The 17,291-nt window shown below is 60.4% G+C and carries 14 protein-coding genes; 10 read left to right on the top strand and 4 right to left on the bottom strand.

The annotated features are described in order from the left end of the window. Positions 1–93: 93 nt before the first annotated feature. From ACP5OT_RS16695 to ACP5OT_RS16665, 7 genes are all read left to right on the top strand, one after another. Positions 94–414 (top strand): hypothetical protein, encoded by a 321-nt coding sequence (locus tag ACP5OT_RS16695; protein ID WP_428132797.1) that lies wholly within the window; start codon positions 94–96, stop codon positions 412–414. After that, the gene (locus ACP5OT_RS16690) at positions 414–764 is read left to right on the top strand and encodes a GPW/gp25 family protein (protein WP_428113727.1); all 351 of its coding nucleotides are present in this window, start codon (positions 414–416) and stop codon (positions 762–764) included. Before ACP5OT_RS16695 ends, ACP5OT_RS16690 begins: the two co-directional genes overlap by 1 nt. Before the next feature lie 101 nt (positions 765–865). After that, entirely contained in the window at positions 866–1,207 is a 342-nt protein-coding gene (locus ACP5OT_RS16685; RefSeq protein ID WP_428132781.1) for a hypothetical protein, read from the top strand. Then, a complete protein-coding gene (locus ACP5OT_RS16680) occupies positions 1,207–3,366 on the top strand; it encodes a putative baseplate assembly protein (protein WP_428132794.1) in 2,160 nt (719 codons plus the stop codon). Before ACP5OT_RS16685 ends, ACP5OT_RS16680 begins: the two co-directional genes overlap by 1 nt. After that, on the top strand, positions 3,363–5,870 hold the full coding sequence (locus ACP5OT_RS16675) for a putative baseplate assembly protein (RefSeq protein ID WP_424677227.1): 2,508 nt from the start codon (positions 3,363–3,365) through the stop codon (positions 5,868–5,870). The genes ACP5OT_RS16680 and ACP5OT_RS16675 overlap by 4 nt, the downstream gene beginning before the upstream one ends. A gap of 94 nt (positions 5,871–5,964) precedes the next feature. Then, complete coding sequence (locus ACP5OT_RS16670) at positions 5,965–8,133, top strand: hypothetical protein (protein ID WP_428132777.1); 2,169 nt, start codon at positions 5,965–5,967, stop codon at positions 8,131–8,133. 162 nt (positions 8,134–8,295) lie between these two features. Then, positions 8,296–11,511, top strand: a complete 3,216-nt coding sequence (locus ACP5OT_RS16665; RefSeq protein WP_428132775.1) for a DUF6519 domain-containing protein — start codon at positions 8,296–8,298, stop codon at positions 11,509–11,511. 72 nt (positions 11,512–11,583) lie between these two features. Here ACP5OT_RS16665 and ACP5OT_RS16660 read toward each other — a convergent pair whose 3' ends face one another. The 3 genes from ACP5OT_RS16660 to ACP5OT_RS16650 all read right to left on the bottom strand — a co-directional run bounded on the left by ACP5OT_RS16660 (position 11,584) and on the right by ACP5OT_RS16650 (position 14,313). Then, complete coding sequence (locus tag ACP5OT_RS16660; protein WP_424677224.1) at positions 11,584–12,102, bottom strand: adenylyltransferase/cytidyltransferase family protein; 519 nt, start codon at positions 12,100–12,102, stop codon at positions 11,584–11,586. A 224-nt stretch (positions 12,103–12,326) separates the two neighbouring features. Next, positions 12,327–12,713: a hypothetical protein gene (locus ACP5OT_RS16655; protein WP_424677223.1), complete on the bottom strand. Its 387-nt coding sequence runs from the start codon at positions 12,711–12,713 to the stop codon at positions 12,327–12,329. A gap of 193 nt (positions 12,714–12,906) precedes the next feature. After that, a complete protein-coding gene (locus ACP5OT_RS16650) occupies positions 12,907–14,313 on the bottom strand; it encodes a glucose-6-phosphate isomerase (protein ID WP_424677222.1) in 1,407 nt (468 codons plus the stop codon). 344 nt (positions 14,314–14,657) lie between these two features. Between ACP5OT_RS16650 and ACP5OT_RS16645 the strand changes: the two genes are divergently transcribed. Genes ACP5OT_RS16645 through ACP5OT_RS16635 form a run of 3 tightly spaced genes read left to right on the top strand, consistent with a single transcriptional unit; the run spans position 14,658 to position 16,590 of the window. After that, positions 14,658–15,500: an alpha/beta fold hydrolase gene (locus ACP5OT_RS16645; protein WP_428113734.1), complete on the top strand. Its 843-nt coding sequence runs from the start codon at positions 14,658–14,660 to the stop codon at positions 15,498–15,500. Next, complete coding sequence (locus tag ACP5OT_RS16640) at positions 15,497–15,832, top strand: cupin domain-containing protein (RefSeq protein WP_424677220.1); 336 nt, start codon at positions 15,497–15,499, stop codon at positions 15,830–15,832. The genes ACP5OT_RS16645 and ACP5OT_RS16640 overlap by 4 nt, the downstream gene beginning before the upstream one ends. Beyond that, a complete protein-coding gene (locus tag ACP5OT_RS16635; RefSeq protein WP_428132772.1) occupies positions 15,829–16,590 on the top strand; it encodes an SDR family oxidoreductase in 762 nt (253 codons plus the stop codon). The genes ACP5OT_RS16640 and ACP5OT_RS16635 overlap by 4 nt, the downstream gene beginning before the upstream one ends. Before the next feature lie 13 nt (positions 16,591–16,603). On the opposite strand, the gene ACP5OT_RS16630 is transcribed toward ACP5OT_RS16635, so the two are convergent. Continuing rightward, positions 16,604–16,927, bottom strand: a complete 324-nt coding sequence (locus ACP5OT_RS16630; RefSeq protein ID WP_424677218.1) for a hypothetical protein — start codon at positions 16,925–16,927, stop codon at positions 16,604–16,606. Between the last annotated feature and the right edge of the window lie 364 nt (positions 16,928–17,291).

The following is a 17,291-nucleotide window of genomic DNA, read 5'->3' as shown; positions in this document are numbered from 1 at the left end:
TCTGTAGTACACAAACAGCTATGATCAACATCACTGTGCGCAAACCAACCCGCGATTCTGCACCGGCTCGCCGTCCACCGGCGCCGGCTCGCGCTGCCGATGTGGCGGTTACACGTTGGTGCGACCATCCTGTGCGCGCACGGTGGTCAAGCCCAAGCCACCGCACCCAATCCACGGGTGCGAGTGGGCGGCCAACCGGTGGTGACGTTCAGCGCGCCGCATACGGTTGCCGGATGTCCCTTCACGACCGGCACGAATCCAATGCCCTGCGTGAACGCTCAATGGACAACCGGCGCAACTCGTGTGCGCGCCGGCGGTCAACCCGTGTTGTTGCAAGATAGCCAAGCCACCTGTGTGCCGAATGGCACGCCGGTCAATATCGTGATGACCCAAATGCGGGTCAGGGGGCAATGATGCACATCGCGTTTCCTTATGCCATTGACGGCGGCGGTCGCACGGCGTGCGCCGATGACGATGCCCACATTCGCCAGATGATCGAGCAACTGCTCTTCACCGCCCCCGGCGAGCGGGTGAACCGGCCTCGTTTCGGTGCTGGCGTGCGCCAGTTGCTCTTTGCGCCGAATAGCCCCGAATTGGCCGCCGCACTAGAGTTCTTGGTTCAGGGTGCGTTGCAAGAGTATCTCGGCGAGGTGATCCGGGTTGAGGCGGTGGTGATCGAGTCTGAGGAGGCAACGTTGCGGGTGACGGTGCAGTATGTGGTGCAGCGTACTCAGCAGCGCCGGGTGGTTGAGGTGGCCGGCTGAATGGCGTTTCTCACGCGGGGAAGGCAGCGGATCGCTGGCGATTGCTATCTAAGCCTCCTCTGCGCCTGTGGCGCTAGCAACATCAAATAACGGTTAACAGTATGAGTATCCAATTCCACTGTGCAAATCCGCGTCGAGCGCAAGTGCTGAGCACGTCTGCCATCCCGCTCAACGGGATCGATTTGCTCGAAGTGCTCGATCGCGACGCGCCTGCCGGTGCGCCGCCGCAACAGACGCTGCTGGTGCAGATGATCAAGCCGGCGCCGTGGGGTCTCGGCGCGGCCAATGTGCAGCTAACCGGCGGTGTGCGTGTCACCGGCGTGAAGGTACGCTGGGTTTTGCGCGCTGCTGATGCTAGCCCCGCCGATATTGCCGCGGGCGCATCACCAGCGCCGAGCGAACGTTTTACAATGGGTTATCCGCCGCCGATCGCATCTTGGTAGTGCGGGTCGATCTGGCCGGCGACTTTTCGACCTACGCGCTGCGCCTTGTCCGTTCGCCTACCGATCCGAGTCCGCCTGCCGGCTTTGATCCTATCCTCAGCCATATTGAGTTCGCGTTCAAAGTTGAGTGTCCCAGTGAATTCGATTGCGCTCCGGCTACCGATTGCCCGCCAGAGAGCTATGAGTCGCCGCCGATCAATTATCTGGCTCGCGATTACGCCAGTTTGCGCCAATTGCTCTTTGACCGGCTAGCTGCCGTCTCACCCGCTTGGCGCGAGCGTAATCCAGCCGATCTTGGCGTGGCGATTGTCGAGGGGTTGGCCTACATCGGCGATTATCTCAGCTACTATCAAGACGCGGTCGCCACTGAAGCCTATCTTGGCACGGCGCGCCGCCGGGTGTCGTTGCGCCGCCACGCGCGTTTGCTTGATTACGCGCCCCACAACGGCGCGAATGCGCGGGTGTGGGTGCAGGTTCAGGTTGATGCGCCATGTACCCTGCCGGCCCGTACCCCCGTGCTGACCAAAGTCGGCGGCGCGCCGCCGCGCTTGCTGCCCGCTTCCGCCGAACTGGCCCTTGCTCGCCAACAGCAGCCACTAGTCTTCGAGACAATGCACGATATACGCCTTGATCCGGCGTTGAACCTGATCGACTTCTATACGTGGGGTGATGAAGGCTGTTGCCTGCCTATCGGTACTACGCGCGCCACGCTGCGCGGTAATCTTAGCTCTCATTTGTATCCCGGCGATGTACTAGCCTTTATTGAGCAGCGCAGTCCGATCACCGGCTACCGCGCCGATGCCGATCCCACCCGCCGCCACGCTGTTCGCCTGACCCACGTCACCGCGGCGACCGATCCACTCGGCGGCCAGTTGGCCGATCCGCCATCTACCACACCGGTAGCCGTGACCGAAATTGAGTGGACGGACGAAGATGCGTTGCCCTTTATCCTCGATCTGACGATGGTAGCAGTGCCGCCCGATGATCGCGACGAGAGCGGAGCAGCGCGCCAGCCGGCCAGTGTGGCGTTGGGCAATATTGTGCTGGCCGATCACGGTGAGACCCTCCCCGCCGAGTTGTTGCCGCCGGTCGGCGATTCGCTTCGCTACCGGCCTGCGTTGGCGCGGGCCAGCGTGACCTTTGTCGCGCCATTCGAGCCAGCCGATCGCACCACCCCGGCCTCGCGGTTGGTGAGTGCCGCCGCACCTGCGTTGACTCTGCCCGCTGTTGAACTGGCGAGTCCCTCTGGGGTGTGGCGGCCAGTACCTGATCTGCTCGGTAGCAATCGCTTTCAAACCGAATTTGTCGGCGAACTGGAGAACGACGGTCGCCTGTTCCTGCGCTTTGGCGATGGCCGCACGGGGCGCGCGCCAGTGATCGGCGAAGGGTTGGTGGCACACTACCGGGTAGGTGGTGGCTCTGCCGGCAATATCGGCGCCGATGCGCTAGCCCACATCGTCACCAACGAGAGCGGTATTCGCGCGGTGCGTAACCCCTTGCCGGCCCTCGGCGGCAGCGAGCCGGAGGCGCTTGAGGCGATTCGCCAGTCTGCGTCGCAAGCCTTTCGCCGCCAAGAGCGGGCTGTGACTCCTGCCGACTATGCAGCTATGGCTGAACGTCATCCGGCTGTGCAACGCGCAATGGCTACTCGGCGCTGGACGGGAAGCTGGTACACGATCTTTATTACCGTTGATCGGCGTGGTGGCCTGCCGGTTGATACGGCGTTTGAAGCCGACCTGCGTGCCTTTCTCGAACGCTACCGGATGGCTGGGCAAGATATCGAGATTGACGGGCCGGTCTATGTGCCGCTTGATCTGGCGTTTGTGATTTGTGTCGAGTCTGGCTATTTCGCCGCCAATGTCAAGGTTGCGCTGCTCGAACGTTTCAGCGCGCGCCAGTTTTTTCACCCCGACAACTTCACCTTTGGCCAACCGCTCTACCTCAGCCACATCATTGCCGCCGCGATGTCCATTCCCGGTGTGCGCTGGATCGAGACGGCGGGAACGCGGGTGCGTTTCCAACGCTGGGGCAAACCGCCGCGCGGCGAGTTGGCCAACGGCCAACTTGATGTTGGCCGGCGCGAGATTATCCGCTGTGATAACGACCCCAACCGGCCTGAGCATGGTCGGATTGAGTTCATCATGGAGGGTGGTTCATGAGTCATACCGAACAGTCTCCTTGCGGCTGCGATGAGCGCGAGTCGTTACCCTCGCCCCATGCGAACCCTCCTGACCAACCGATGGTGCGCTACCGCTTCGGTACACACCGCTCGTTCTTGCGTCGGATGATAGCACGCTTGTCGCAGCAGGCCAGCTCGACCGGCCAGCGCCCGCTCGCCGCGCTGGTCACCCGCGACGCCGCCGATCCGTCGCTCGCTTTGCTCGATGCAGCCGCGACACTGGCCGATGTGTTGACCTTCTACCAAGAACGGATCGCCAACGAGGGTTTTCTCCGCACCGCAACTGAACGCTGCTCGGTCCTGCAGTTGGCTCGCGCGATCGGCTGCGAACTCAAGCCCGGTGTCGCTGCTGCAGTCTACCTTGCTTTTACTCTCGACGACACGCCCGTCTCGCCGGCCGAGACGGTGATTCCTGCCGGGACCCAAGTGCAGAGCATCCCGGCCAAACAGGGTGAACTGCCGCAGACTTTCGAGACTAGCGTCGAGTTTGTCGCCCGCAAGGCGTGGAATGCACTGCGTCCGCGTCCCACTCGTCCCCAAGACCTGAGCAAGGGTGTGACGATGCTCTATTTGGCTGGCGTCGCGACGCGCTTGCAAGCGGGTGATTATCTGCTGCTGGTTGGCGCCGAACGCGAGCACGATCCCGGCAATGAACGCTGGGATCTGCGCCGGGTGTTGTCGGTACAGACCTTTCCTGATGCTGCCGGTGGTTATACCGTCGTCACATGGGCGCCCGGCCTCGGCTCGAACCGCCCGCAAATGCTGCCGGCGGCCCAGCCGCAAGCCTTTGCCTTCCGCCGCAGCGCACGCCGTTTCGGCTTCAACGCGCCTGATTGGCGGTTGATGCCGGCAGAGGTGAAACGAGCGTATGGCGGCACGGCCAACGAATGGCCCGGTTTTGCGATCGATGGCAGCCAGCGCCATATCGATCTCGATACCGCTTATCCCACGATCGTGCCGGGTAGTTGGGTGGCGCTGCTTGCTCCCGGCTATGCCGAACTCTACCGCGTGACCGGTAACGAACCCGTGGGTGTTGCCAATTTTGGTCTCTCTGGGCAGGTCACGCGCCTGACTGTTGACACGAATGAGAACATCGCCCGCTTTCAGCGCCGCGAGACGGTGGTGTTAGCCGAGAGCGAGCCGTTGCCGCTGGCCGAAGAGCCAATTCCCGATCCGGTCACTGGTAATCGGATCGAGGTAGCCGGTGTAGTGCGAGATTTGGTCAAGGGCCAGCCGTTGATCGTCAACGGCAAGGTGAACGAGCGCGACGAACAGCCTACCGCGGTGGTGGTCTTTGTCGAGGCGGTCTACCCCAATCCCGGCTTTACCACCATCGTGCTACGCGATCAGGGGTTGGGCGCGATCCGCCTCATCCGTTCTACGACGATGATCTACGCCAATGTCGTGGCTGCAACCCACGGCGAAACGGTACCCCTAACCCCGATCGGCAGCGGTGATGGCAGCCAGACCTACCAACGCTTTAAGCTCAAGAAGTCGCCGTTGACCTATCTCTCGGCTAGCACACCGTCTGGCGTTGCTCCGACTCTCACCGTGCGCGTCAATGGTGTGGCGTGGCGCGAAGCGCTATCGCTCTATCTTGCCGGCCCGCACGACGAGCAGTATATGGTGCGCCTCGACGATGATCATTCGGCGACGGTGCAGTTCGGCGATGGCATTCACGGCGCGCGTTTGCCCACCGGCGCCGAAAATGTGACCGCGACCTACCGGTTTGGAATTGGTCAAGAGGGTGAGGTTGGCGCTGGCGCGATTGCTCTGCTCAAGACCCGCCCGCCCGGTGTGCGCAGCGTGATCAACCCGCTTCCCGCCAGTGGGGCCGCCGATCCGGAAACACTGGAGAGCGCACGAGCCAATGCGCCGCAGACGGTGCTAACCCTCGACCGGATTGTCTCGTTGCAGGATTTTACCGATTTTGCCGCCGCCTTCGCCGGTATCGGCAAGGCGCAGGCATCAGCGTTTCGCCGCGGCGAGCAGCTTGTTGTCCATCTCACCCTCGCCAGCGCCAGCGGCAAACCGATCACGCCGTCCGATCCGCTCTTCGCCAGCCTGCGCAACGCAATCGATGCCGTGCGCGATCCAACCGTGGTCGTCGAACTGACCAGTTTCATCTCGCTGACGTTTCGGCTCAAGGCGACCGTTCGTTACGACGCGCGCTATCTCGCTCCCGCTGTAGAAACCGCCATCGCGCAAGCGCTGTTCACGGCGTTCTCCTTCTCTCAGCGCGATTTTGCCCAACCGGTGACTGCCGCTGAAGTGATTGCCGTGATGCAGTCGCAAGCCGGGGTAATTGCCATCGATCTCGACCAACTGGCGTATACCAGCGGGCGCACCGGTGCGCATCCCACCTTGTTGGCCGCCTCACCAGCGCGGCAGACGGGCCACGCCATCATCCCAGCCGAATTGCTGCTGATCGATCCCGCCGGGATCGAGTTAGTGATGCAAGCTGTTGAGGTGGTGGCGCCGTGATCGCCAGTATGGTCTTCGCTACTGGTCCAGTAGCGTCCCTTCTCTCATCCCGTGGGAGAGAAGGGCTGGGGGTGATATCCCCCAAAGGAATGTTATGAACCCATCGCCCCGTGACCGTCTGTATGAAATCTTGCCGGCCGTCTACCGTACTCGCGATGCCGAGTGTGGTGAGCCACTACGTGCGCTTCTTACCATCATCGGTGAGGAGTTGTTCCGCATCGAAGCCGATATTGGTGATTTGTACGACGACTGGTTCATTGAGACCTGTGCCGAGTGGGTTGTTCCCTATATTGGTGATCTGCTTGGGGTACGCCATCTGCGTCAGTTGCACGAAGTAGCCGATTTCAGTCAGCGTGCTTATGTCGCCAATACGCTGCGCTACCGTCGCCGCAAAGGCACTGCCCCCGTGCTCGAACAGTTGGCCCGCGATGTCACCGGCTGGCCTTGCCGCGCCGTCGAGTATTTTGAGCGGCTGGCAACGACCCAGCATCTCAACCACGTTCGCCTGCATAGCCCGGCCACCGCCTCGTTGCGCAACGCCAATGCGCTCGAATTGACCGGCGGCCCGCTCGAAACCGTCAACCATACCGCCGAAGTACGCCGGATCGCAACTGGCCGTGGCCGCTACAACATCCCCAACCTTGGCCTGTTTTTAACCCGTTTGCAGTCCTACACCGTGCAAGGCGTCTCGCCGCAGCCGGTAAGTAACCCGCCCGATGGCCGCTACTTCTTCAGCCCGCTCGGCAACGACATCCCGCTCTTTAATCGCCCCCGCACCGAGATCGAGATTACCCAGCTTGCGACCGAACCCGATCTACCGTTGCCGTTGCGCCGCCGCGCTCTCTACGATGATCTCGAAGCGGTGCGTGCCGGCATTGCCGCCGGTCGCCCGGTCAAGAGCAGCTATCTCGATCCGGCCCGTCCCGTCTTCCAGATCGCTGTCCCCGACGGTACTGGTCAGTTTGTCCCGATCCCTGCTGCCGAGATCCTGATCTGCGATCTCAGTGATTGGCGGCGTCCGCCAACCAGCAAGACCTACGCCGGCCAGTCGTTGCCGATCCGGGTCGCGGTTGATCCGCAGCGTGGACGGCTTGCCTTCCCCGCCGGGGTTGTGCCGTCTGATCTTATGGTCAGCTACACCTACGGCTTCGCTGCTGACATCGGCGGCGGACCCTATCCCCGCCTCGCCACGCTCGCCATCGCTGCTCCCGGCGATCTGGCCCTCACCGTTGCCCAACGTGGCGGCGGCGACCATCCGGCGCTTGCTGCGGCCATTGCGGCGTGGCAAGCGTCATCTGCGACCACCGGCGTCATCACTGTGCTCGACAGTGCCACCTACGCCGAAGATCTGGCGATCACCATGGCTCCCGGCCGGGTGCTAGCAATTCAAGCCGCCGATGGTCAGCGTCCGCTCATCCGCCTCACCGATCGCCTGCGCGTTGCCGGTAACGGCGATCGCGCCTCCCTTACCCTCAATGGTTTCTGGATCGAGGGCGGGATCGATCTGGCCGTCGGCAGCCTCGAACGGTTAGCCATCCACCACTGTACTCTCCTGCCCGGTTGGCGCCTCGACGGTGCCGGCAACCCCCAGTTTCTCAACCGGCCCAGCATCCACGCCGCCGCGCCCAACCCTGATTTGCACCTCGAACTGGCCCGGAGCATCAGCGGCGCGGTGCATGTGGCAGAAGACTCGGATGGTCTGATTGCCAGCGATGCAATCCTCGACGCCTTCGCGCCGGCCGTGCCCGCATGTGCGGCCTCCAATGGCGAGAGGATCGGACCGCCGGCCAGTTTTATTCACTGCACGGTGCGCGGTGAAGTCCGCGTGCGCCAAATCGATCTCATCTCTGAAAGCATTATGCTTGGCCGGGTACTGGTTGCACGCCGCCAGATCGGTTGCACCCGCTTCAGCTTTCTTGCCGCCGGCTCGCGAGCGCCACGCCGCTTCCGCTGCCAACCTGATCTCGCCCTCGCCGCCTTCGCCGCTGCCCGCAACCGACCTGTCTCTGCCCTCACCGCTGCCCAACGGAGCGCTGTAACCCTCTCAGTAACACCATCGTTTACCAGTACCCAGTTGGGCCATCCTGCCTACATGCAACTGGCTCGCTCGTGCCCCGCCGCCATCTCTCAAGGTGCTGAAGACAGCGGTGCGCTCGGTGTCTTCCATCTCGTGCAACAGATCCAACGCCTCGCTAACTTGCGCCTTGCCCTCGCTGAGTATCTGCGGGTGGGTCTTGAAGCCGGGGTCTTTTTTGCATCGTGACGCCAGTCTGCGCAACTCGTTCAGACCAACGATATGCAACCGTAAAGGTATGAGTATGGCTTCCTTCATAACCCAACAAATCCCTCTGCGTCCTTTGCGCCTTTGCGTTCACATACTCTGCGCCTTTGCCCGCTTTGCGCCTCTACTCTAAAGGAGCCTTGTATGCACGGTGATTTCACCCGATGGACATTCGACCGCACGAAGCACTACAGCGGTGTGCTCAACCAACAGGGGCGCGTCGCCCTCGATGCCGATTGGAACGAGCAACTCGCGATCGATCTCGCCGATGAGCGCGCGGCTTGCACCGATCTGATCGGGCGTTGCGGCGGCCCGCAGGGCCAAGCTGGCTTTGATATCGTCGTTGCTGGCAGCACGCTCAACATCACTGCCGGTCGCTACTACGTCGCCGGCATCCGTGTCGAGAACGAGCAGACAGTTGCCATCACCGCTCAACCTGATCTGCCCGTCGCCACCCTAGCGCAGGTGGCTGGCTTGGCCGCCGATGCAACGCTGTCCGCCGGGGTCTATCTGGCCTATCTCGATGTCTGGGAACGGCATGTAACCGTGCTTGAAGATGCTGCTATCCGCGAAGTCGCGCTCGGCGGTCCTGACACCACGACCCGTTTGCAGGTAATGGCGCAAGTCAAGCTGTTGCGTGCCGGCGATCCCGGCACAACCTTCGACTGCGCCGCGCCAAACGCGGCGTGGGATGCGTTGCTGGCCGGCAGTAGCGGTATGCTCGAAGCTCGCGCCGAACCCGACCCAACCGTCAATGATCCCTGCGTCGTGCTGGCCCAAGCCGGCTATCGCGGGCTAGAAAACCAGCTCTATCGGGTTGAAGTGCATCGGATCGTCTCGAACACCCGTATTGCGCTCAAGTGGTCGCGGGAAAACGGTTCGGTGGCAGTTGGCTGGAGCGGGCAAGATCCGCTGAATCCCAATCGCTTGATTGTCGCCAGTACTGGCCGCGATGAGGTATTGGGTTTCGCGCCCAACCAGTGGGTCGAGCTGACCGATGATGCGCGTGACAAGCGGGGCGAACCGGGCCTGCTGGTCAAATTGCTGCAAGTCGAAGACAATATTGTCACCATCGATCCGGGCGGGCAAACAATCGCCTACAGCGTATTCGGTCCCAACCCCAAACTGCGCCGCTGGGATATGCCTGCTGATACCGGTGAGCTAGTCGTCACTACCGGTGCAGCGACGTGGACCGAACTCGAACAAGGGGTGCAGATCCGGCTCAAGGACGGTACGTTCCGTCCCGGCGACTACTGGCTCATTCCGGCCCGCACTGTCACCGGCGATATCGAGTGGCCGCGTACCGGCGGTGTACCGATGTCGCAACGCCCGCACGGCATCCACCATGCCTATTGCAAATTAGCCCTGCTTGACTTTAATGGTAGCGTATGGACTAAACGCAGCGATTGCCGCCGGCTCTTTCCGCCCCTGACTGAGCTGATCCGGTTCTATGCCGTTGGCGGCGATGGTCAAGAGGCGCTGCCCGGCGCGACGCTCGCCCAACCGCTGCAAGTGGCCGTCACCAACGGCCAGCAACCGGTCACCAATGCTCGCGTGCGCTTTCGGATCGTGCCCCAAACTGCTGCCGGCCAACTCACTGCTGGCGGCGCCACTGACCAGAGCGTTGAAGTGACTGCCGGTCCAAACGGTATCTACTCCTGCCAGTGGCAACTCGGCCCCGCCGTCCAGAGCCAGCGTGCCGAAGCCTTCTTGGTCGAGATCGACGGCAAGCCATTTCTCGATAGTGCCGGAGAACCGGTCTTGCCGCACGTCTTCTTCAACGCCAACCTCAGCCGCGCCAGCAACGTGGCTTACCAACCCGGTACGTGCTCCGATCTGGCCGATGCCCGCACCGTGCAAGAGGCGCTCGACATCCTCTGCCAGCGGCCCCGTGGCGGCGACTGTTGTGTAAGTGTCGGCGACGACGGCGAGTTTCCCGATCTTGAAACGGCTCTCAAAGAGTTGCTCGCTCGCGGCGAGCGTCGCATCTGCCTCTGCTTGCGCGCCGGCCGTCACGCTGCTGGGAGTATCCGACTCGATCTCGCGCCCGCCAACAAACCGTTCGTGCTTGAAATCAAGGGCTGTGGCCCGGCCACCAGTGTGCGTTTTGGTGGCCCGCTGCAGTTAAGCGGGTTTGATTCGGTAGCGCTGCGCAATCTCGCTCTTGACATTGCCTTCATCCCCGAAGCAGGGACAGCGGCCCTCTCGTTTGATCGTTGCCTGCGGGTGATCATGGCCGATTGTGTAATCAGCGGTCTCACCCTGCCCGGCCGGCTCAACCAAGAGCAATTCATTGATGGCAGTGCCCTCGTTGCCATCACCGGCGGCGATGATGTGCGACTGAGCGGCAACATCTTCACGGCGGCGGTGTCCGACCGCACCTTCCCGCCATTGCGCAATCTCTTCGCCAAAGCCCAAATCCCGCTGCTCGCCGATCTCTTCGCTGATGAGCGGTTGGTACTTGCACCCGAATGGTACGAGCTGGCGGTCAAGGCCGCGAGAAAACTAGCCCAACTGACGCTCGATCAACGCGCGCTCCTGCTCCGTGAGTTGCAAGAGCCGCTCAGAGACATGATCGAGTCGTCTCCCCTTGCCGAGTTGTTCCAACTCCGCAAGCTGGAATTTGCTCTCAATCAAGTCGAAGCCAGTGCCGTTGCGCTGCTCGACATTCTGTTCGATCTGCGTGCCGCCGCGGTCAAATCGAGCCCCGGCGCCGCACTCATGCTGCACCGGCGCCGCGCCGTCGATGAAAATAGCCTCGGCGCGATCGTCGATTTGCTTGATGAAGACGATCTAGTGGTGCTCGAACACAATCGCATTGACGGCATCGTCAGTCTGTACGGTATGCCTGCCCCGGTTGAACTGGTTGCGTCACGTGCTGCCAATCTGCTCCGGCTCGATCAACAACCCAACGAACCGGGCGGATCGCGGATGGCGATCCATGCCGCGTATATGGGAACAGTGCAACTGCGCGGCAATCATCTCGTCAGTCTGAGTATTGGCTTTGCGTTGCTGGAATCGATCGTGCGCCGGTCAGACGGTGAAGCAACCTTTGTCCTCGACGACGATGTCTGTGCACGCTTGTTGCTCGACGGCAACGTGATCGAGGGTGTTGCCAATCTCACCCTCAGCCGGAGTCTCATTGCGCAGGCCAATTCATTCACCGCCATGGCCGTACCGCGTGGGAAGCTGTCAATAACCGACGTTGCTAGCGTTGCGAGTGCGCCATTGGGTTGGTGCCTCGCCGACGCCGCGACCTTCATTGGTAATCAGGGGTCGGGTCAAGCCCAACATGGGCATCTGTTCGACATTTCGCGGTTTGCCGAACGGGTCGCCAACCTATTCATCCAAATCACCTAATAGCGACGCACGGCCGTGCGTCTCCAAACCACATACCGGCGGCCGTGCGTCTCCCAACGCGACCATGTGCCCCTACTCCCTGCCATACCGCGCCACAATTCGTTCGATCAACCGGGTTGTGGCGTGGCCATCGTGAAACGGCAGCAACCGAACCTCGCCGCCGTGTGCGCGCGCAATCTGCGCCTCCGGCAATCGTGCCTCATCGATGGCAGCGCCGTGGCCGTAATCGCCGCCTTTGACGTACACATCAGGCGCGAGTGCCGCCACCACCGTTTCAGCGGTGCGTTCGGCAAAGATCGTTACTGCGTCAACGCAGCGCAGCGTAGCGATGATCGCGGCGCGTTCCACCGCCGGCACGATCGGGCGCAACGGCCCCTTAAGCTGTTGGGTTGACTCGTCGCTGTTAATTGCCACGATCAACCGATCCCCCAGCTCGCGCGCTGCCGTCAGGTAGTTCACATGGCCGATATGCAACAGATCAAACACCCCATTCGTCAGCACCACCCTCAAGCCGGCAGCGCGCCATCCGGCTCGCAAGACGACCAATTCGGCAAGCGGGTAGATTGGTAATGGTGGTGATTGGTGCTCCATAATGATCCGCACTCCGTACATGTCATGTGTGGTGGCAATAGGGCATAGCGTTGCTATGATATCGTATCATGGCGGGCCGCCCGCGCTCCCCTGCTGTCCTTACGTAGGGCGCACCCCTACTGTCAATGCACGGGCGCGTAGCGCCCGCAGCAAGCTCCTGCTTCAGCGGGACGCCTGTCTGAGGATCCTTCCGACCCTGCGGTCATTGCGCCTTTGCGTTCAGCTTATTTCCGCTCCCGAAATGGCGAGGTGAGCGGCAACCCAATCCAAAACAAAACCGCCAACGCCAGCACAATTCCCCCTATGACCAACATCTGATCCGTATTCAGAGGTGCGCCAACCAGCAAGGCGACACCCAGAAATCCGCTCATAGGCACGATAGTCTGCACCGGTGCCAGCCGGGTGGCATGCTTCCAATCACCGTAACGCAACCGCTCGCCGGCGCTGCGCCCGATCACGGTGCCTACCGTCCCGATCAGCGCCCACAGGAAGGACGCGATAAAGATACTCCATGCCCGCGATGCCCACCAGAACGCACTACCACCGATCAGACCAATCACGGTGCAGACCGCCGATGATACCCATAAGGGGGGCGGGAACCACGTAGACATAATCACATCCTGGTTATTGAATGGCGGAACCGCACGGGCGTTCAGCGCTCCATCGTTCATTCCTGTGATTGGATGATGGAGCCGCACGCCGTGCAGCTTTGTACCAACCACCACAACCGCACGGGCGTTCAGCGCTCCATCGTTCATTCCTGCGATTGGATGATGGAGCTGCACGCCGTGCGGCTCTACAGGGTTACACCACCCAACGTGCATCCAATGCCTGCGCTCGTGCTGCAATGGCAGCCCGTCGCTCGTCAAATCCGCGTCGTCCCAACAGGGCATACGTATTGATCTTCCCTGCCTCGACGCCGGGTTGGTCAAAGGCGTTGATGTCGTACAACTCACCGGCAATCGCCGTCTGCATTTCCATCAACATAAAGAACTGGCCGAGCGTAAAGGCATTAATCTCAGGGAAGATATGCGTCATATTTGGCTGACCCGCCTCACTCAACGCAATTGCCGTCGCTTGCTGTTCGGCTTGTATCAACTCAGCCATCGTATGACCGCCCAGATAACTCACCCCCTCCAGATCCTCGTAAGCGGTTGGAATGGGGGCATCCTCAGCATACTTCTCAACCGCGATAAAATTGATCAGCTTGTCATACGGCCCTTCCATATAAAGCTGTACCTGCGAGTGTTGATCGGTCGCCCCCAGTGCTTTTACCGGTGTCTGCCCAACCCGCGCCGTCTTACCGTGTCGGTCAACCGCTTTCCCCAAACTCTCGGCCCACAGTTGCGCGAACCAGTCGGCGACATCGCGCAACCGGTTGGCGTATGGCATCATCACTACAATCGGCTTTCCCTTGCGGAAGCAGAGATAATTGACGAGCGCACCTAGCGCTGCCGGATTCCGCAGCGGATCGGGATTGGCTGCCAGCTCGCCGCCGTAGGCCGCCCCGGCCAGCAGCTCGCGCAGATTGACTCCCGTCATTGCCGCCGATAACAAACCTACCGACGTTAATACCGAGAAGCGCCCGCCCACCTTTGGGGGTAGGTCAAACATCGTCCATCCCTCGCGCTGACCGATCTGGCGCAAGAAGCCACTACTCGGATCGGTCGTCAGTACAATGTGATCGCCGAGTTTCTCTTCACCTACCGCTTCAACCAATGCCTGCCGAAAATAGAGAAACGACGCCATCGTCTCGGCAGTAGTGCCGCTCTTGCTAATCACGTTGAACATCGTCCGCTTCAAATCGAGGGTACGTAGCGCACCGGCATTCAATTCGGGATCAGAGTTGTCGAGCACCAACAAACGCGGCCACCCCCGCTGTTCGCGCGGCAAGAGGTTATAGAACGGTCCATTAATTGCCGTCTGCACGGCAATATTCCCCAGCGCCGAGCCGCCTATTCCCAGCACAACAAAGGTGTCAATCCGGTCACGGTGCGCGGCGGCAAATTGCTCAAACGGCGTCACATCTTGTTCCGGCAACAACGGCCAACCTAGCTCGGTGCGCCGGTTCTGTACGGCGGCAATGGCTTCTGCCGCTCGCGCTGCCTCTGCTTCAATTTCTGCCGAGGTCAGGCCGTTCGGTCCAAACACGTTATTGATGTCCAGCCGAATCCGCTGGGTAGACCGCCAGTTGGAATCTCCATAGCGCATGATTGTACTCCTTCAACACGCTGTTAGGCCCCGCCCAACCGTGCGGGGCGACACGGGTTTTCGCCGGTCGTCGCCGGTGGTCGTCCACATTGCAACTCTCGGTCAACTGATAGCGTAGCCGATCTCGCGGTTGTTCTGCGGCAACGATGGCCTGTGCCCAGTATAGCACGTAACCGGCGGTAAGACGATGGTAGACCATTAGCTGGGTCTGGGGTGCAACCTGACTGCCATTCGACTATGGCGAATAGCACGGTTTACCGAATCGAAGCTACTCTTTATGATGGTGTTGTCATGTAGCGCGCAGTAAGTTTCTGGGTGTTCGCTTTTGTACCTTCGGAGATGCCATGGAAAAGATCACCATTCCTACCGGTCAGTACACGACCTCGCTCTACCGGTTTGGTGCCGGTGAAGCGGTTTTGTTCATTCACGGCTCAGGCCCCGGCGCTACCGGCTTCTCCAACTGGCAGTTGGCCATCCCCGAACTCGGTCAGCAGTTTCTGTGTCTCGCTCCCGATTTAATCGGTTATGGTGACAGTAGCCACCCCAATCCACCACCGCAAGGCGTTCGTCCGTGGTTGCGGCTATGGCTCGACCAACTATTGCACCTGCTCGATGCCCTTGCCATCCCTCGTGTACATCTGGTTGGGAATTCATTGGGTGGCGCGATTGCTCTCCATCTCCTGATGGAAGCACCTGATCGGTTTCAGCGTGTGGTCTTGATGGGGCCGGTTGGTGGCCCGTGTCCGCTTTCCCCCGAACTTGATCGCATCTGGGGATTCTACGAAGATCCAACACTCGCTACCATGCGGAACGCTATTCGTTGGTTTGCTTACGATGAAGATTTTATCCGCGATCGTCTCGACGAGATTGCCAATATGCGCCTGGCTGCCGCCCTGCGGCCAGATGTGCAATGTAGCTTTATCGCAATGTGGCCGCGTCCACGCCAACAAGCTATTGATCAATTGGTCGTGCCACCTTCAGCGTTGCGTCGGATCACCCATCCCGTCTTGATCTTACACGGCCACGCTGATAAGATAGTGCCGTATCAGACGAGTCTCTATCTCATGGAGCATCTGCCGAATGCCAGTTTGCATCTCATTGGTCGGTGTAGCCACTGGGTGCAGATTGAGAAGGCGTCTGTGTTTCACACACTCGTCCGGCAGTTTTTAGAAGGAGGCATTGTGTGAAGACGGCCCATACTGCTGACGTTAAGAGCTTTGCGATTGGGGCGATGACGCTCCGCCCATTTGCCGGCCAAGAACTGATGGCGGTGCGTGTTGAAGCGCCCAAGGGTGCGGTGGCGCCTGCCCATAGCCATCCTCACGAGCAAATGACATTGGTCCTCAGCGGACGAGTACGTTTTCGTGTTGGTGACGAATGGCAAGAACTTGGGCCGATGGATATTGTCCATATTCCCGGTGGCATCGAACACGAAGCAATAATGGAAGAAGACTCGCTCTTTTTTGATCTCTTCCATCCGGTGCGGACCGACTTTTTGGAGCGGCAGGAGGCGGCATGAGTGTGGCAATCCTGACCGGTGCCTCCCAAGGGATTGGGTTTGCCGTCGCGCGGCGGATGGCACAAGAGGGATATACCCTCATCATCAATAGCCGTACTTCAGAGCGAGCTGTAGCGCTGCTCCAATCTGAAGTGCCTACAGCTCAGATCGTTGCGGTGGCCGGTGATCTGGCGTCAGAGACGACAACGACCCATCTGATCGAGACGGCGCAGCAGTTTGGTCGGCTCGATGCGTTGTTGCTCAACTATGGCGGCCCGCCGGTCAAACCCTTGGCCGAGATCGATGATGAAGAGTGGCGACGCTCGTTTGATGTCATGGTGGTTGCCCCTCTCCGCCTCCTGCGCTGCGCCTTGCCTCTCTTTCGCCAGAGCGGTGGTGGGCGTGTGGTGGCGATCTCCTCCTTTACCGTCAAAAGCCCGCATCCCGGTATTGCCCTCTCGAATGCCTTACGCGCTGCGTTGGTTAACGCACTCAAAACGGCAGCGCTCGAGTTGGGTCCAGAGGGGATTTTGGTCAACGCCGTTGCACCCGGCTATATTCTCACCGAACGTATTCAAGATTGGAACCAGAGCTACGCTGCGCGTGAAGGGGTCTCTCCCGCCGATATTGCCCAACGCACGACCGCAGGGATCCCGCTGCGTCGCTATGGCACGCCGGCTGAGATTGCCGAAGCCATTGCCTTCTTGCTCTCGCCGCGCAATGGCTATATCACCGGTCAGCAACTGTTGGTCGACGGTGGTCTCATTGTTGCGGCATAAGCAGGACAATGCGCTACACAGTTGTACCACGATTGGCCCGCACAGCTTCAAACTCGGCGGCGGTAATGATCTCGCCGCCGCTGATCTCCTGACCGATCAACCGCCGTTGTCGATCAAACCGTAACTCGGCCGTCATCAGACGAAAACAGCGGTCATCCATCAATTCCTTCCGAATCCAATACCCCTTCACCTCTTCACGCTCGTCATACTCCACCGACACATCGTTGTAGAGGTGAATGCGTGCCTGCACGACTGCACCGCATCGGGCACAACGGACGTGCAACAACAATACGGGTGCTGTGTCTGATTGCCCAAATAACCGTCGCAACCATTGCATCGTAGTGTTTCCTCACTGGTGTTCGGCAGTATCGTGACATTATTCCGACTTGTGACCCGCAGCAGTCATTCTACCACTGAGTGTAAATCATAGGATGCAGCCTTCATCCACACCGCCGATCAAAGGTATTTGTCATAGCAAACACCACACTCTGGCTGGCAAAATGGCTCGCTGCACGCGACATGACAAAGGGGTCTACATTGTCATGTCGAGCGGAGCGAGCCATCTTTATGTTGTCACGTCGAGCATCGCGCGCCAGCGTTACTATTGTCATGTCTCGCTCCATTATTGTCATGTCGAGCGGAGCGAGCCATCTTTATGTTGTCACGTCGAGCATCGCGCGCCAGCGTTACTATTGTCATGT

It is taken from the genome of Chloroflexus sp. (assembly GCF_049970315.1).
In the GTDB taxonomy this organism is placed as follows: domain Bacteria; phylum Chloroflexota; class Chloroflexia; order Chloroflexales; family Chloroflexaceae; genus Chloroflexus.
Note: the sequence above shows the minus strand (reverse complement) of the source record. Positions and strands in the feature narration are given on the sequence as shown.

What these genes read in the sequence shown, in the direction of transcription:
- ACP5OT_RS16635 (WP_428132772.1), top strand. Translation starts at nt 15,829, where the DNA reads ATGAGTGTGGCAATCCTGACCGGTGCCTCCCAAGGGATTGGGTTTGCC.
- ACP5OT_RS16655 (WP_424677223.1), bottom strand. Translation starts at nt 12,713, where the DNA reads ATGTCTACGTGGTTCCCGCCCCCCTTATGGGTATCATCGGCGGTCTGC.
- ACP5OT_RS16690 (WP_428113727.1), top strand. Translation starts at nt 414, where the DNA reads ATGCACATCGCGTTTCCTTATGCCATTGACGGCGGCGGTCGCACGGCG.
- ACP5OT_RS16675 (WP_424677227.1), top strand. Translation starts at nt 3,363, where the DNA reads ATGAGTCATACCGAACAGTCTCCTTGCGGCTGCGATGAGCGCGAGTCG.
- ACP5OT_RS16645 (WP_428113734.1), top strand. Translation starts at nt 14,658, where the DNA reads ATGGAAAAGATCACCATTCCTACCGGTCAGTACACGACCTCGCTCTAC.
- ACP5OT_RS16630 (WP_424677218.1), bottom strand. Translation starts at nt 16,927, where the DNA reads ATGCAATGGTTGCGACGGTTATTTGGGCAATCAGACACAGCACCCGTA.
- ACP5OT_RS16660 (WP_424677224.1), bottom strand. Translation starts at nt 12,102, where the DNA reads ATGGAGCACCAATCACCACCATTACCAATCTACCCGCTTGCCGAATTG.
- ACP5OT_RS16670 (WP_428132777.1), top strand. Translation starts at nt 5,965, where the DNA reads ATGAACCCATCGCCCCGTGACCGTCTGTATGAAATCTTGCCGGCCGTC.
- ACP5OT_RS16685 (WP_428132781.1), top strand. Translation starts at nt 866, where the DNA reads ATGAGTATCCAATTCCACTGTGCAAATCCGCGTCGAGCGCAAGTGCTG.
- ACP5OT_RS16665 (WP_428132775.1), top strand. Translation starts at nt 8,296, where the DNA reads ATGCACGGTGATTTCACCCGATGGACATTCGACCGCACGAAGCACTAC.
- ACP5OT_RS16650 (WP_424677222.1), bottom strand. Translation starts at nt 14,313, where the DNA reads ATGCGCTATGGAGATTCCAACTGGCGGTCTACCCAGCGGATTCGGCTG.